Origin of the sequence: Enterobacter sp. CPE_E863 (assembly GCF_046521465.1) — a bacterium.
GTDB lineage: Bacteria > Pseudomonadota > Gammaproteobacteria > Enterobacterales > Enterobacteriaceae > Enterobacter > Enterobacter adelaidei.
Map to the genome: position 1 here is coordinate 452672 of NZ_JBKFZX010000001.1, position 15610 is coordinate 468281.

At 54.0% G+C, this 15610-nt stretch carries 14 protein-coding genes and 1 pseudogene; 6 read left to right on the forward strand and 9 right to left on the reverse strand.

Annotation, left to right across the window (positions count from 1 at the left end):
- Positions 1–61: 61 nt before the first annotated feature.
- A complete protein-coding gene (locus ACLHV8_RS02195) occupies positions 62–700 on the reverse strand; it encodes an OapA family protein (protein WP_208594669.1) in 639 nt (212 codons plus the stop codon).
- A 233-nt stretch (positions 701–933) separates the two neighbouring features.
- Between ACLHV8_RS02195 and fklB the strand changes: the two genes are divergently transcribed.
- Positions 934–1554, forward strand: a complete 621-nt coding sequence (gene fklB / locus ACLHV8_RS02200) for an FKBP-type peptidyl-prolyl cis-trans isomerase (protein WP_028016460.1) — start codon at positions 934–936, stop codon at positions 1552–1554.
- A 313-nt stretch (positions 1555–1867) separates the two neighbouring features.
- Positions 1868–3277, forward strand: coding sequence for a D-serine/D-alanine/glycine transporter (gene cycA, locus ACLHV8_RS02205; protein ID WP_049005168.1), 1410 nt, complete (start codon positions 1868–1870; stop codon positions 3275–3277).
- A gap of 95 nt (positions 3278–3372) precedes the next feature.
- Here cycA and ytfE read toward each other — a convergent pair whose 3' ends face one another.
- The gene (gene ytfE / locus ACLHV8_RS02210; RefSeq protein ID WP_208594670.1) at positions 3373–4035 is read right to left on the reverse strand and encodes an iron-sulfur cluster repair protein YtfE; all 663 of its coding nucleotides are present in this window, start codon (positions 4033–4035) and stop codon (positions 3373–3375) included.
- 244 nt (positions 4036–4279) lie between these two features.
- On the opposite strand from ytfE, the pseudogene ACLHV8_RS02215 reads away from it, so the two are divergent.
- Positions 4280–5929: pseudogene (locus tag ACLHV8_RS02215) on the forward strand (methyl-accepting chemotaxis protein).
- Here ACLHV8_RS02215 and ACLHV8_RS02220 read toward each other — a convergent pair.
- The 3 genes from ACLHV8_RS02220 to ACLHV8_RS02230 form a co-directional block, all read right to left on the reverse strand.
- Positions 5926–6891: a DMT family transporter gene (locus ACLHV8_RS02220; RefSeq protein ID WP_128348288.1), complete on the reverse strand. Its 966-nt coding sequence runs from the start codon at positions 6889–6891 to the stop codon at positions 5926–5928. The pseudogene ACLHV8_RS02215 and the gene ACLHV8_RS02220 sit on opposite strands and share 4 nt — an antisense overlap.
- 75 nt (positions 6892–6966) lie before the next feature.
- Positions 6967–7791: an AraC family transcriptional regulator gene (locus tag ACLHV8_RS02225; protein WP_028016465.1), complete on the reverse strand. Its 825-nt coding sequence runs from the start codon at positions 7789–7791 to the stop codon at positions 6967–6969.
- A gap of 81 nt (positions 7792–7872) precedes the next feature.
- On the reverse strand, positions 7873–8721 hold the full coding sequence (locus ACLHV8_RS02230; protein ID WP_028016466.1) for an SDR family oxidoreductase: 849 nt from the start codon (positions 8719–8721) through the stop codon (positions 7873–7875).
- Between the two features lie 84 nt (positions 8722–8805).
- Between ACLHV8_RS02230 and ACLHV8_RS02235 the strand changes: the two genes are divergently transcribed.
- Entirely contained in the window at positions 8806–9192 is a 387-nt protein-coding gene (locus ACLHV8_RS02235; RefSeq protein WP_108089454.1) for a winged helix-turn-helix transcriptional regulator, read from the forward strand.
- A 71-nt stretch (positions 9193–9263) separates the two neighbouring features.
- On the opposite strand, the gene ACLHV8_RS02240 is transcribed toward ACLHV8_RS02235, so the two are convergent.
- Entirely contained in the window at positions 9264–11207 is a 1944-nt protein-coding gene (locus ACLHV8_RS02240) for a bifunctional 2',3'-cyclic-nucleotide 2'-phosphodiesterase/3'-nucleotidase (RefSeq protein ID WP_208594671.1), read from the reverse strand.
- Positions 11208–11397: 190 nt separating this feature from the next.
- Here ACLHV8_RS02240 and cysQ point away from each other — a divergent pair, with 190 nt between their 5' ends.
- On the forward strand, positions 11398–12138 hold the full coding sequence (gene cysQ / locus ACLHV8_RS02245) for a 3'(2'),5'-bisphosphate nucleotidase CysQ (RefSeq protein ID WP_208594672.1): 741 nt from the start codon (positions 11398–11400) through the stop codon (positions 12136–12138).
- On the opposite strand, the gene ACLHV8_RS02250 is transcribed toward cysQ, so the two are convergent.
- Complete coding sequence (locus ACLHV8_RS02250) at positions 12132–12689, reverse strand: YtfJ family protein (protein ID WP_028016470.1); 558 nt, start codon at positions 12687–12689, stop codon at positions 12132–12134. The two genes, cysQ and ACLHV8_RS02250, sit on opposite strands and share 7 nt — an antisense overlap.
- Before the next feature lie 324 nt (positions 12690–13013).
- Here ACLHV8_RS02250 and ACLHV8_RS02255 point away from each other — a divergent pair, with 324 nt between their 5' ends.
- Positions 13014–13220 (forward strand): DUF1107 domain-containing protein, encoded by a 207-nt coding sequence (locus ACLHV8_RS02255; RefSeq protein WP_028016471.1) that lies wholly within the window; start codon positions 13014–13016, stop codon positions 13218–13220.
- Between the two features lie 71 nt (positions 13221–13291).
- Here ACLHV8_RS02255 and ACLHV8_RS02260 read toward each other — a convergent pair whose 3' ends face one another.
- Positions 13292–14629 carry a hemolysin family protein gene (locus ACLHV8_RS02260; RefSeq protein WP_028016472.1) on the reverse strand — a complete coding sequence of 446 codons (1338 nt, stop codon included), beginning with the start codon at positions 14627–14629 and terminating at the stop codon, positions 13292–13294.
- Positions 14630–14837: 208 nt separating this feature from the next.
- On the reverse strand, positions 14838–15479 hold the full coding sequence (gene msrA / locus ACLHV8_RS02265) for a peptide-methionine (S)-S-oxide reductase MsrA (protein WP_208594673.1): 642 nt from the start codon (positions 15477–15479) through the stop codon (positions 14838–14840).
- Between the last annotated feature and the right edge of the window lie 131 nt (positions 15480–15610).

The following is a 15610-nucleotide window of genomic DNA, read 5'->3' on the forward strand; positions in this document are numbered from 1 at the left end:
CTCTGCTCACGTCGAGACGCCGGCCTTGTGCCGGCGTTTTGCTTTTTAAAGAACCGGGTTCTTAACGTGCCCTGATAAAACTGCCATCTGGCTGACGGGTAAACAGCACCTGCTGACCATTTCCCGTATCAATCGTTAGCCCGGTGACCACACCGCTGGCATTCTGACGAATCTGCACCATCTGACCATTTTGCAGGTTGCTGAGCGGCTTACCTGAACCCTCCACCTGCGCCATGGCATACACATCCGTTGGCGGCAGGTTATGATCGCGGAACAGCTGCGCCAGGGTTTTGCCTGGTTCTACGCGATAAGAGCGCCACTGCTGCTGGATACCGGTGGGCTGCTGCGTCTGTGGCTCAGCAGCGGCCTGTTCCTGCGGCTGTTCATCCTGGACCGGTTCTGGCTCAACTGGCGCGACCTGACCCGGATCGTTAGACGGCGTGACCAGCTGCGTCTGCATGGGTTGTGCATCAGGCTGAGGCCGCGTCTGCGACTGAATGTCCAGCTGTGCATTGCGGGCGACGGGCGCGGTATTGACATCATCGCCGCCGGAAGGAAGCAGGAAGCCCACGATCACCATCAGCGCGCCGATGATGATCCCTCTGCGATGCAGGGGAGGCAGCGGGTCCATGATGCGAAAATTGTCCGGCGCCTGCCAGATTTTCGCCAGGGTAGGTTTCAGTTCAAATCGCCCGGGCATGGCTCTCCTCCTGCTCCGCGTATTTTTTATCCTGTGCTCCGAAGTATAGTTTGCTAACTGCCTGAACGACGTAGCAAACCCGACATCCGTGACATCAGTTCGGGATTAATCCTGGTTATCTCTATTGTTTCTGTTTCGTCGCGGTTTGTCACCTTAACTTCAGACAAAGTTTTACCCATAAGGGCATGGCTGATATGCTGCCCGCTACTTTAAATGTGATGGAAGGAAATCCCATGACCACCCCGACTTTTGACACTATCGAAGCGCAGGCAAGTTACGGTATCGGCTTGCAGGTAGGACAGCAGCTGAGCGAATCCGGCCTGGAAGGTCTGTTACCTGAAGCGCTGGTGGCGGGTATCGCTGATGCGCTGGAAGGCAAACAGCCTGCCGTTCCGGTTGATGTTGTGCACCGTGCGCTGCGTGAAATCCACGAACGTGCTGACGCTGTACGTCGCGCACGTTTCGAAGAGATGGCAGCAGAAGGTGTTAAATTCCTGGAAGAGAACCGCGAGCGTGAAGGTGTGAACAGCACGGAGTCAGGCCTGCAGTTCCGCGTGATCAACCAGGGCGATGGCGCAATCCCGGCTCGCACTGACCACGTTCGTGTGCATTACACCGGTAAACTGATCGACGGTACTGTGTTCGACAGTTCTGTTGCGCGCGGCGAACCGGCTGAATTCCCGGTGAATGGTGTTATCGCGGGCTGGATCGAAGCGTTGACCCTGATGCCAGTCGGATCCAAATGGGAACTGACTATTCCGCACAACCTGGCTTACGGCGAGCGTGGTGCTGGTGCATCCATCCCGCCATTCAGCACGCTGGTCTTTGAAGTCGAGCTGCTGGAAATTCTGTAATCGACTTTTCTTATTTCCTCTCCCCGGTTGGGGAGGGGAAAATAGTGTTAAAACCTATAGTTACGATGTAATCAATATTTTATCTTGCAAACGAAACTGTTGCGTGTATTTTTGTGAGCTGTTTCGCGCTGTATGAGTGATATGACACTCACTTTCAACATATTATTAACATAATATCTAAATCATAGTATTCATCCCGCCGATTCTTACCTAATATCGATAAGCCCTTACAAAGGGATCGTCATTTTTCTGACGTATTTAAAGGCCAGAAGAGCCTTAACAACACAGACAGGCATAAACAGGAAAATATCACATGGTAGATCAGGTCAAAGTCGTCGCCGACGAAGAGGCGCCGTCTGAACAGTCGCTACGGCGCAATCTCACAAACCGTCATATTCAGCTCATTGCCATTGGAGGAGCCATTGGTACCGGGCTGTTTATGGGGTCAGGCAAAACTATCAGTCTTGCCGGGCCGTCGATCATATTCGTTTATATGATTATCGGTTTTATGCTTTTCTTCGTGATGCGTGCAATGGGTGAATTGCTGCTCTCTAATCTCGAATACAAATCCTTCAGCGACTTTGCTTCTGACCTCCTCGGGCCATGGGCGGGCTATTTCACTGGCTGGACCTACTGGTTCTGCTGGGTCGTCACCGGTATGGCGGATGTTGTAGCGATTACGGCTTACGCGCAGTTCTGGTTCCCCGGCCTTTCGGACTGGGTGGCTTCGCTGGCGGTCATTGTTCTGCTGCTGAGCCTTAACCTCGCCACCGTTAAAATGTTCGGTGAGATGGAATTCTGGTTCGCGATGATCAAAATCGTGGCCATCGTAGGGCTCATCGTGGTGGGGCTGGTGATGGTTCTCACGCACTTCCAGTCGCCAACGGGCGTTCAGGCCTCGTTTACTCATCTGTGGAATGATGGTGGTTGGTTCCCGAAAGGCATTAGCGGCTTCTTTGCGGGCTTCCAGATTGCGGTATTTGCTTTCGTGGGCATTGAACTGGTGGGGACCACGGCTGCAGAGACCAAAGATCCTGAGAAGTCTCTTCCGCGCGCTATTAACTCCATTCCGGTTCGTATCATCATGTTCTACGTCTTCGCGCTGGTCATCATTATGTCCGTGACGCCGTGGAGCTCTGTCGTGCCAACCAAGAGCCCGTTCGTTGAGCTGTTCGTCCTGGTGGGTCTGCCAGCGGCAGCGAGCCTGATTAACTTCGTGGTGCTGACCTCTGCGGCCTCTTCTGCCAACAGCGGCGTATTCTCCACCAGCCGTATGCTGTTTGGTCTGGCGCAGGAGGGCGTGGCGCCGAGCGCGTTCGCCAAGCTCTCTAAGCGTGCGGTACCGGCAAAAGGGCTGACCTTCTCCTGCATGTGCCTGCTGGGTGGTGTGGTGATGCTCTACGTGAACCCAAGCGTGATTGGCGCGTTCACCATGATTACCACGGTCTCTGCGATCCTGTTTATGTTCGTCTGGACCATCATCCTTTGTTCATACCTAGTGTACCGCAAGCAGCGTCCACACCTGCATGAAAAATCGATCTACAAGATGCCACTGGGCAAGTTGATGTGCTGGGTGTGCATGGCGTTCTTCGTCTTCGTGCTGGTTCTGCTGACGCTGGAAGATGATACCCGTCAGGCACTGATCGTCACGCCGCTGTGGTTTATTGCGCTGGGGCTGGGTTGGGTGTTTATCGGTAAAAAACGTATGGCAGGCATAAGGTAAAAGCAAAACGGCAACGTCAGTTGCCGTTTTTAGTTTTTGCACCCTCTCCCGGTGGGAGAGGGCCGGGGTGAGGGCATCAGGCCGCAGCGGCTTTTTTATTCCCCGGATAATGCACGTGGGAACAGAACGTTATTCTCAAGACTGATGTGTTCCATCAGGTCGTCGATCGTTTCGTTAATGCCGTTGTACATCGCTTTCCAGGTGGTACAGGCTTCTGGCGGCGGTGTAACGTTGCCGGTAGTGTGTTTGATCACTTCCAGCAGTTCACCTGCTTCATCGTGTTCGCTTTCCATCACGCTGATAGGCCCCATTGCCTGACTGCCCATTCCCTGTTTGATCATCGGGAAGAGGATCTGCTCTTCTTTCATCATGTGGCTGGAAAGTTCTTCGTGCAGCATAGTCAGGTATTTTGCCAGGCCGCACGGTACGGAAGGTTTGTCGGCATGTACGCGCTCGACTTTGGTTGCCTGCAGGATCAGTTCCGGCAGCTGTTCACGGTGACGGTCATGGTATCGCACGATGATATGGTCGATGATTTCAGCGAGTGGGGCAGTTCGCCAGTCTTTGTCGATGGGCTGCTCGGCCAGCAGCGCCAGCTCTGCTTCAATCACCTCAACATCCAGCTCTTTGCGCGAGGCTGCACGCGCCAGGGTTTGCTTACCGCCACAGCAGTAATCCATGTCGTATTTACGAAACAGCGCAGAAGCGCGAGGGATGGAGAGCGCCAGCTCGCCGAGGGGGTGGTCGCGATAGGCCATAGCAGTTACCTCGTCATCAATAATATAAGATGCATATTAAATGCATCTTTAAGCAAGCGCTATAACCCTTTAGAGGGAAGGGGGAAAATGAGATTCGGATCACAAAAAATCGCTCTTATTAACTCCCTGAATGGACTTAAGAAAGTGGTTTAGAAAGTTTTTAAAGGCGTAGAAACAGTAAACAACCCGCCGCGCCTGCCGATATATCCACGTCAGACAAACCTGCATATAACAAAGGCAACGCATGTTTAAACGTATAAAAGTTATTACCCTTCTGATTTCGGTGCTGCTTGCGCTCGGCATCATGCAAATGATTTCCGCCGGTATCTTTATCAACGCGCTTAACAACGATAAAAACAACTTCACCGTGTCACAGCTCTCCAGCAAAAACGTGGCGGAGTTTACCGATGCGTGGATCAGTCTGAACCAGGCACGCGTCACCCTGAACCGCGGGATGTTGCGTCTGCAAAGCAGCATGGCCTCTCAAATTAACGGCGGCCAGCTGAACGAGTTGGTAACCACGGCGAAAAACCTGCTGGCTGAAGCACAGGTCCATTACGATAAATACTATGCCTTGCCGGATACGCCAGGCCTGGATGAGAACCTGACTAACCAACTCGAAGAGTAGTACCGCATTTACTCTGCAACGTTGACGCAAATGAACGTGTTGCTGAGCCAGGGTAATCTGGAAGAGATGTTCAAGCAGAATGCAGAGCAAAAACAAAACGCGATGCAGACGGTTTACCGTGAATGGCGTGAAGCGCAGACCGCGCTCAGTGATAAAGGCATTCGGGATAATGAAAGTGATTACAAGCATATCCTGTGGATCCTCTCTGCGGTGATGCTTCTGGTGATTGCGGTCATTGTCTCCAGTTGGGTCGCCATGCGTCGCGTGCTGCTGCTGCCTCTGGAAGAGGTGATTAACCACATTCGCGCCATTGCGGCAGGCGATTTAACCCAGCCGATTCACGCAGAGGGTAAAAATGAAATGGCTATCCTGGCGCGCAACGTTCAGGAGATGCAAACCTCACTGGCGAACACCGTTGGCGTGGTGCGTGAAGGTGCCGATACCATTTACACCGGTGCAGGCGAAATTTCCGCAGGCAGTAACGATCTCTCTTCCCGTACCGAGCAGCAGGCCGCTTCTCTGGAAGAGACGGCAGCCAGCATGGAGCAACTGACGGCAACCGTGAAGCAGAACGCCGATAACGCGCGTCAGGCTTCTCGTCTGGCACTGGATGCCTCTTCAACCGCGAAGAAGGGCGGTAACGTAGTGGAAGGCGTGGTGCGTACGATGGACGAAATCGCCACCAGTTCCAGTAAGATTGCGCAAATTACTAACGTGATCGACGGTATTGCCTTCCAGACGAATATTCTGGCGCTGAACGCTGCGGTGGAAGCTGCCCGTGCGGGCGAGCAGGGGCGTGGTTTTGCGGTGGTGGCGGGGGAAGTACGTACCCTGGCCCAGCGCAGCGCCCAGGCGGCGAAAGAGATCAAAGCGCTGATCGATGATTCTGGCGAACGCGTGAACGCGGGCTCCCAGCTGGTTAACGAAGCCGGGGAGACGATGGCAGAGATCGTCAATGCGGTCACCCGCGTTACCGACATCATGGGCGAAATTGCCTCGGCCTCTGACGAGCAGAGTCGCGGTATCGACCAGGTGGGTCAGGCGGTAGCCGAGATGGACCGCGTGACCCAGCAGAACGCCTCGCTGGTAGAGGAGTCTGCAGCGGCGGCGGCAGCGCTGGAAGATCAGGCAGCTCGCCTGAACGAAGCGGTGGCGGTATTTAAAATTATCCGCAACCAGACGGTTAAAGCGGCTCCGGTGAAAACCTATGCACCAAAGGCGCAGCCCGTAGCGGCTGCGTCTGAGGCCAACTGGGAAACGTTCTAACTCTCCGAAGCCGGAACAACCATCGGTTTTTCCGGCTTCGCTCTTACCGCCATCACCACCCCGATGACCAGCAGCGCGATCCCGCAGGCCGTGAATAACGGCGGCACGCTCTGGCGCATCAGGAAGGTGTAAAGCAGCCCGGCCAGGGTTTCGAAAACAATCAGCGGCCCTAAGATCACCGTCGGCAGCTTCTGGCTGGCAATATTCCAGCACAGTGCGCCCACCCATGAGCACAGCACCGCAATCGCAACCATCAGGCCAATAAACACCCACGGTCTTGGCCCGAAGGGCTGGGTGAAGTCTGGCTGTTGATGGCCTAACCAGATGCACGCCCCGGCATATCCCACCAGTGAGACGGGCAGCGTCACTAGCGCCTGCGCCGTTGCCCACATCATCGGATGCTTGTCCGGGTTCTCCCGCAGCCAGCGTGCATTTCGCAGGGCATACCATGCCCAGCACGCCACGGAAATGAACGCCAGCATAATGCCAGAACCGTACCGCCACAGGTCAACATTCGCCTGCCCATGACGCAGCTCGGCAATATTGACGCATACCAGCCCCACGGCGGTGCATCCCAGCGCTGGCACCATTTTTGACCACGCCAGTTTGCCATCGCGCTGGCTATAGAGCAGGTTAGCAAAGACGGGGATAACGACCGGCAGCGTGCCGATAATCATGGTAGACACTGGCGCCCCGGTACGCTGAATGGCGCTCGCGAGGCAAACGTAATAGATAAGATTGCCCATCATGGTCAGCGCCAGCGCGGTACCCCAGTCCTGACGGCTGAGCTGACGCAAGCGCGCACGTCCCAGCCACGCCAGGGGCAGGGCAATCAGCCCCAGCGCCAGGTAACGTCCAGTCGACTGCAGTATTGCCGGATATTCGGGCACGATCAGCGGGCCGACAAAGATTAACCCCCACATCATCCCTGCCAGCAGGGCATACAACACACCACTAATCATTTTTCCATCCACAGGTATTTTCTCTGTACTCAGTGTAGGAGGGGAAAAGGGGCGCGTATTGTATGAGATTGCGCTTTAACGTCGGGTGACCTGCTTCTGGTAGCGCACGGGGGTAATGCCGTAGCGGCGGGTAAACGCGCGGGTTAAATGTGACTGATCGGTCAGCCCGGTTGCGGCGGCGACTTCGGCTGCAGGCATACCGTGCGTGAGGAACGCTTTGGCCCGCCACAGGCGGATGGCCATCAACATCTGATGCGGGGTAACGTGAAAATGGGCTTTGAACTGGCGCAGAAAATGGTACGGGCTCAGCGAGACAACGTTGGCCAGTTCATCCAGCGTCAGGGCGTGCATATAGTTATCGTGCAGATATTCGCGTACCCGTTCGAAGCGGTGTGCGCCTTCGCGGATCAGCGGCGCGTGATGGGCGAGCGGCTGGAAAGTGTCAATGAGATCCAACAAAAGCCCTTTTTGAGCCAGCGGGTCGTCCGTATGCCACAGACCATAGATGAGCCTGCCGATTTGCTGTGAGCGTAGCGGGTCATACCGGGTGACATCGCTAAACCACCAGTGACGAAGGCCTGTCACCTCTTCCAGCAGATCGGGGTCGATATAGACCATCCGGTAACGCCAGCCACCTTCGGTGGCGGACTCGCCGGTGTGGATCTCGTCCGGATTCATGGTGACGACGGATTTTTCAGACGCGAGGTGTTGGGTACCGCGATAGCGAAAGCGTTCCGCACCGGTCTCGATGGTGCCGATGCCAAAGGCTTCGTGGGTGTGAGGCTCAAAGGCGTATTCAGAAATATGCGCGTGATAAAGTTCAAGGCCCGGCAGTTCCGCCAGATGGCGAAAGCGCGCACTGTCTCTCTCATCAATAAACTGTTCCGGTACGCCTTGCACGTTGAACCTCCTCATGGGTCATCTCTCCATTATCAAAGATGACCCGAGGGGATGCCACAAAAAATAACCAGTTCGTAACAATTACAGAATTGCGTTGACGCTGTCTGCCAGCGAAGTGGTTGGGCGACCGATCAGTTTGCTCAGGGTATGGCTGTCATCGAACAGGCCGCCTTTGGATGCGCCCACGTCAGAGTCCGCCAGCATATCCGCCAGCCCGGCCGGAAGACCAACCCCCTTCAATGCGGCGGCAAAGTCCGCTTCACTCAGGTTCTGATACGCCACGTTTTTGCCGCTTTGCTTGCTGAGTTCTGCAGCCAGATCGCTCAGTGTCCAGCTATTGTCACCCGCCAGTTCGTAAACTTTGCCTGCATGACCTTCTTCAGCGATGACTTTTGCTGCCGCAGCAGCGTAATCCGCACGTGTGGCTGAGGCAATTTTGCCGTCACCCGCAGCCCCTATAAACACGCCGTGCTCCAGGGCTGGTGGTGCACTCGCCAGATAGTTTTCGGTATACCAGCCGTTGCGCAGCAGGGCATAAGGAATGCCGGAGGCCGCCAGCGCTTTTTCAGTAGCAACGTGTTCAACGTGCAGGCCGAGCGGTGATTTATCTGCATGCAGCAGGCTGGTGTAGGCGATGAATTTCACGCCCGCCGCTTTAGCGGCGTTAATCACATTCTGGTGCTGAGTGGCGCGCTGGCCGACTTCGCTGGAGGAGATCAGCAGGAGTTTATCCACGCCGTTCAGCGCCGTGGTAAACGCTGCCTGGTCAGTATAATCCGCCTGACGCACGACAATACCTTGCTGGCTGAGTGCCCCGGCTTTTGCCGGATTACGCACAATGGCCACAATCTGGTTGGCCGGAACGGATTTTAAAAGTTGTTCGATAACAAGATGGCCAAGCTGGCCGGTAGCACCGGTAATTGCGATCATGATGAATCTCCTTCGTGTTTGTCTCGTGTTGTGGCACACTAACACCTTAACTAACTTTTAGTAAGTACACACAAAAAGGTAAGTATGAAGACAACGATACCGACGCTCAGCGAACAAATGCGCGATGGCAATCTCTTCGCGGAACAGTGCCCCTCCCGGGAGGTACTCAAACATGTCACCAGCCGCTGGGGGGTACTGATTTTGGTCGCCCTGCGCCAGGGTACGCATCGTTTCAGTGACCTGCGCCGGAAAATGGGCGGCGTGAGCGAGAAGATGCTGGCTCAGTCGCTTCAGGCGCTGGAGCAGGACGGGTTCGTTGATCGCGTTTCGTATCCTGTTGTGCCGCCGCACGTAGAGTATAGTCTGACGTCGTTAGGTATTGAGGTAAGTGAGAAAGTCGCCGAGCTGGCGGACTGGATTGAGGTGAATACGCCGAAGGTGATGGCGAATCGGGACGATCGGGCGGCCTGATGCCCTCACCCTCTCCCGGCCGGGAGAGGGAACAAACACTAATAACGGCAACGTGCGTTGCCGGTTTGTTTTTACCTGCTCAAATCCACCTGATAAATCGCGAACCCGATATCGTCCGTCGCTACCTTCTTCATCGGGTACTGCGCCTTATCCTTAATGAACGTTGCCGCCTTATCGGACGGTGATGTTTCAAAGCGGATGTCCAGCTTCGTATCGCTGTGAATCGGGGCCAGGCGCCAGTTGTTATCCACCGCCGGGTGAATTTCGCCTGCTTTTTTCGATTCTGCACTGATCCATGCGGCCAGTACTGAGCGGTTTTCATCCGGTGAGGCAAAGGCGATATGGCTGTCGCCTGTCCCGGCAAACTTACCGCCATAGGCGCGATAGTTATTGGTCACGACCAGGAACGTGGCATTCGGATCAATGGCTTTGCCATTGAAGGTCAGGTTTTTGATGCGCTCCGCCTGCGGGTTAATGGCCTGACATTCGCCGTCATATTTTGCAGGTTGGGTGACATCAATCTGATAATTTACGCCGTCGATCACGTCGAAGTTATAGGTGCGGAATCCGTCCCAGTTAATCAACGATTGCGGTTTACTGCTGTGTGGATCAATCTGGTTGAACTGCCCGGCGGAACACTCCAGCCACTCTTTCACCTCTTTGCCCGTCGCTTTAACCACCACCAGGGTGTTCGGGTAGAGATAGAGGTCGGCGGCGTTACGGAAGGTCAGCTTGCCTTTTTCGACTTCAACATAGCTGGCTGGGTCGTTCTTACGTCCACCCACTTTGAACGGTGCGGCGGCAGACAGCACCGGCAATTTTGCCAGATCCGGATCGCCCTGAACGAAGTGCTCGGCGTAGGCTTTCTGCGCCATGTTGACGACCTGGACGGTCGGATCGTCCTGCACCAGCGCCAGGAAGCTGTACATATTGTCAGCGGATTTACCGATCGGCTTACTGACGAATTCGCGCGTGGCGTCGTGATCGTGCTTCAGCACGTTGACCAGTTTTTTATCTTCAGCGGCCAGCGATTTTTTGGCGGCAGCATCATAAATGGGGCGCGCTTCGGCTTTCGACTGGGTAACCTTCCAGCTGCCGCTGTCATTATTCAGCACCAGATCGACGACGCCGAGGTGGTCACCCCACATCCCGGGCATAACCGACGGTACGCCGTTGAGCGTCCCTTTATCGAGGTCAGCCCCTTTGATGCTGGCGAAATCTTTACCGGGGAAGACCGCGTGAGCGTGGCCGAAGAGGATCGCGTCGACACCCGGCACTTCACTCAGGTAGTAAACCGAGTTCTCCGCCATCGCCTGGTATGGATCGGCTGAAAGACCTGAGTGAGCAACAACGACCACTAAATCGGCCCCTTTCTCGCGCATCTCCGGCACGTAGTGGCGCGCGGTCTCGGTGATGTCATTAACGGTCACTTTACCGCTGAGGTTTGCCTTATCCCACGTCATGATTTGCGGCGGTACAAAGCCGATATAGCCGATTTTCAGCGTCTGTTTTTTACCGTCCTTGTCGACAACCTCGGTCTCTTTAATCAGGTAAGGGGTAAACAGTGGCTTTTGGGTCTTAACGTCGATGATATTGGCATTAACATACGGGAATTTGGCCCCTGCCAGTGCATCATGCAGGTATTTCAACCCGTAGTTAAATTCGTGGTTTCCCAGGTTGCCGACGGTATAGTCCAGCGTGTTCATCGCTTTATAAACAGGATGGATCTCGCCTTTTTTCAGTCCCTTTGCCGCCATGTAATCGCCAAGCGGACTCCCCTGAATGAGATCGCCATTGTCGACCAGTACGCTGTTTTTTACTTCTTCGCGGGCGGCGTTAATCAAACTGGCCGTGCGTACCAGTCCGAATTTTTCCGTAGGGGTATCTTTGTAGTAATCGAAGTCCATCATGTTGCTGTGCAGATCTGTCGTTTCCAGAATACGCAGATCGACTGTCGCTGCCTGCACGCTTGCTGCAATCAGCGTCGCCAGGAGCGTTGCGCTAAACTTAATCATCAGAGGAGTCCTTTTTTCGATCCAGGCCACAAAAGAGTATGTATCTATAGCTTGTTGCTTACAGAAATGTGAATCCTGACAGAAAAATGTGTGCTGAAACCGGAATTACTTCACAGATAGCGGAATTGTTCACATTACGATATAACTAAAACAAAGAGTTAACCTCACTGCGTTAACAAAGAGGTGGAGAATGTTAGATAAAATTTGTCAGCTCGTACGGGATGCGGGGGACGCCATCATGCAGGTGTATGACGGTGTAAAACCCATGGAGGTCGTCAGTAAAGCAGACGACTCTCCGGTCACGGCAGCAGATATCGCGGCGCATAAGGTGATCCTGCAAGGGTTGCAGGCCTTAACGCCGGAGATCCCTGTATTGTCAGAAGAGGCACCACAGAGCTGGGATGAACGTCAACACTGGCAACGTTACTGGCTTGTCGATCCGCTGGACGGAACTAAAGAGTTCATCAAGCGTAACGGTGAATTCACCGTCAATATCGCCCTGATTGAGAAGGGCAAAGCGGTGCTGGGTGTGGTCTATGCGCCGGTAATGAAAGTGATGTACAGCGCCGCAGAAGGGAAGGCCTGGAAGGAGGAGTGCGGTGTGCGTAAGCAGATTCAGGTTCGCGATGCGCGCCCGCCGCTGGTGGTGATTAGTCGCTCTCACAGCGACAGCGAATTGCAGGAGTATCTGCAACAGTTGGGTGAACACCAGACCACCTCAATTGGCTCATCGCTGAAATTCTGCCTGGTAGCGGAAGGTCATGCGCAACTGTACCCTCGCTTTGGGCCAACCAACGTTTGGGATACTGCCGCCGGACATGCCGTTGCTGCGGCAGCCGGGGCGCATGTTCATGACTGGCAGGGAAAGACGCTGGACTACACCCCACGCGAATCCTTCCTCAACCCCGGCTTCCGCGTCACGATTTATTGAGCCAGTAGCTTGTGCAGCAGGGCAACCACCTGCTGCACCTCTTCCTGGGTTAACGCCCCGTCTTTCACCCACTGTACCCGGCCGTCTTTATCCAGCACGATAATGGCGGAGCTCTCTTCTTCCAGCTGCCAGGCCTGACGCGTCACGCCGTTACTGTCGACGATAAACTGCGACCACGGGTAGAGCTTTTTATTGCTCTCAAGGCTTGAACGCACAAACATACCGGAGCCAGGAATGGCGTCATCGGTATTCACAATCGTGGTGGTCTGATAGCGGTCATGGGGGAATTTTGCCGCCTTGATCGCTTCCACCAGGTTGGCATTTTTCTCTTTTGCGGATGTACGACCGGCAATATGTTGTACAACTCTCACTTTGCCTGCGAGCTGCGCGCTATTCCAGGGTTTGTAGCTAAACTTATCATTGTCGAGAATCAATTCTCCCCGGTCAGCAATACCGACTGGCGGTACACGTTGTCCTTTTTCAATGTTGTGAGCGCAAGCCCACAGGGGCAGCAGCAGGCAGGCTGCTGCAAGGATATTACGTAGGGTCATGGCGTTTCCTTATTGTTTGCAGGTGATCCGACCACTTGGTCTTACGCTTTTAATCATAAGTGCGATCAATGTGGTTTTCCCGCAATCCCGATGCCAGTTTGCGGGTGAACGCACATATCCATGAAAAAACGACGGCTTATACTGCCCTGAGTCACGGTTTGCAAAGATTATTCTGAATAATTGTAATCAAACGGTAAATAAACTTATGCATACTGGGTATCAAGGTTGTTCTGGTCTATAGTCAATGGGCATTAAAATTTGCGCTCAGGACAGTCGGGCCGATTGTGGCGCCGCAAGAGCGTATGATTCGCAGGAGATACAAGAATGAAAATTTTCCAACGCTACAACCCGCTTCAGGTGGCGAAGTACGTGAAGATCCTGTTCCGTGGACGGTTGTATATCAAGGATGTTGGCGCTTTTGAGTTTGATAAGGGCAAGATCCTCGTCCCAAAAGTGAAGGATAAGCAGCACTTGTCTGTGATGTCCGAAGTCAACCGTCAGGTTTTGCGTCTGCAAACTGAGATGGCTTAACCAGCGTGCTATGCAGTAGTTAAAAAAACGGCTCCCGATGGGAGCCGTTGATGTTTGTGGGGGCAGGAATTTTACGCTGACACCTTCTCTTCCACATCCGGCAGCTTCGGTACCAGCACGGTCGGTTTATTGTCGATACGCGTCACCAGCAGCTGGTCGATGCGGTAGTTATCAATATCCACCACCTCAAACTTGTAGCCAGAGAACTTCACGGAGTCGGTACGTTTCGGGATCTTACGCAGCATAAACATCATAAAGCCGCCGATGGTCTCGTAGTTACCGGACTGCGGGAACTCGTCAATATCCAGCACGCGCATCACGTCTTCAATCGGTGTGCCGCCATCAATCAGCCATGAATTATCGTCACGCTGTACAATCTGCTCTTCCAGGCCCTGGCCAACCAGGTCACCCATCAGGGTGGTCATCACGTCGTTCAGGGTGATAATACCTACCACCAGCGCGTATTCGTTCATGATCACCGCGAAGTCTTCCCCGGCGGTTTTGAAACTTTCCAGCGCTTCTGAAAGGGTCAGGGTGTCCGGCACAATTAGGGTATTGCGGATTTGCACGCCGCTGGTGAGCGCCAGGCTCTGGTTTGCCAGCACGCGGTTGAGCAGATCTTTGGAATCGACATAACCGATGATGTGGTCGATATCTTCATTACAGACGAGGAACTTGGAGTGAGGATGCTCCGCCACTTTGTTCTTCAGACTCTGCTCATCTTCATGTAAATCGAACCAGATAATGCTTTCACGACCCGTCATGGAAGACGGCACGGTGCGGGATTCCAGTTCGAATACGTTCTCGATCAGCTCGTGTTCCTGCTTACGCAGCACTCCGGCCAGCGCACCCGCTTCCACAACGGCATAGATATCGTCGGAGGTGATGTCGTCTTTGCGCACCATTGGCAGCTTAAAGATGCGGAAAATCACGTTCGCCAGACCGTTGAAGAACCATACCAGCGGGCGGAAAACAAACAGGCAGAAGCGCATCGGGTTGATGATACGCAAAGCCACAGCTTCTGGCGCAATCATACCGATGCGTTTCGGGGTCAGATCAGCGAAGAGGATGAACAGGCCTGTCACCAGCGAGAAGGAGAGAATAAAGCTCAACTGCTCGGCGAGTTCGGCGGACATGTACTGAATAAAGAGGCTATAAAACGCCGGCGAGAATGCCGCATCACCCACGATACCACCCAGAATCGCGACTGCGTTCAGGCCAATCTGCACCACGGTGAAGAACGTACCGGGGTTTTCCTGCATCTTCAGAATGCGTGAGGCGTTGATGTTGCCTTCATCTGCAAGCAGTTTGAGTTTGATTTTACGGGACGCGGCCAGCGAGATCTCAGATATCGAGAAAAATGCACTGACGGCAATAAGACAAAGTATTACTAAAATACTGTTTAACATAGTTTATCCGGCTTCTCGCCAGATCCTCGGAAGGGAAGTTGATACCATTTGTGTGAAAACACGTAGAACGTCAGCTCGTAGCGTTGAGCCGATTATTTCAGCGGGTAGTATAGCGTAAAGGAGTGTAAACCTGCCAGAGGTCACGTTTTGGCAGAAAAAGTGATGATTTTCAAACCCGGCGAAATCCATTTCTGCCAGATTCAAGCGGCTATTCTGCTTGCGGCGGCAGGCAGACGCCAATACCACCAATGCCGCAGTAGCCGTACGGGTTTTTATGCAGATACTGCTGGTGATCGTCTTCGGCATAGTAGAACGGTTTCGCCGTCGCGATTTCCGTGGTCACCTCGCGCGTATCGCCAGCATCACGCATGGCTTTCTGGAAGCGCTCAAGGCTGGCATGAGCGGCGGCATCCTGCTCCGGTGTGAGCGGATAAATGGCCGAACGATATTGTGTGCCGTGGTCGTTACCCTGACGCATGCCCTGCGCCGGGTCGTGGTTTTCCCAGAACACCTGCAGAAGCTGCTCGTAGCTAATCACCGCAGGGTCATACACCACACGAACGGCTTCCGCATGGCCGGTTTCGCCAGAGCACACTTCGCGGTAGGTTGGATTTGGCGTGTAACCGCCAGTATAACCGGCTGCCGTGCTGTAAACGCCGGGCAGTTGCCAGAACAGGCGTTCCACACCCCAGAAACAACCCATCGCAAACAGGGCGATTTCCATTCCATCAGGAACGTTGGTCATTGAATGGTTGTTTACGGCGTGTAAGGTCGCCACAGGCATGGGCGTGTTGCGTCCCGGTAATGCATCAGCTTGTGAAACAAGATGCGTTTTGTCGAATAAACTCACGATGGGGTCTCCCGGGGGCCGATGTTTCGGTTAAGGTTGTCACGAAGCGTTTAATTGAACACAATAAATGCGCTAAATGAGTCTAGATTTAATCATAAGAAATATTTGGGTGTTGCACCCATTTTCAACCC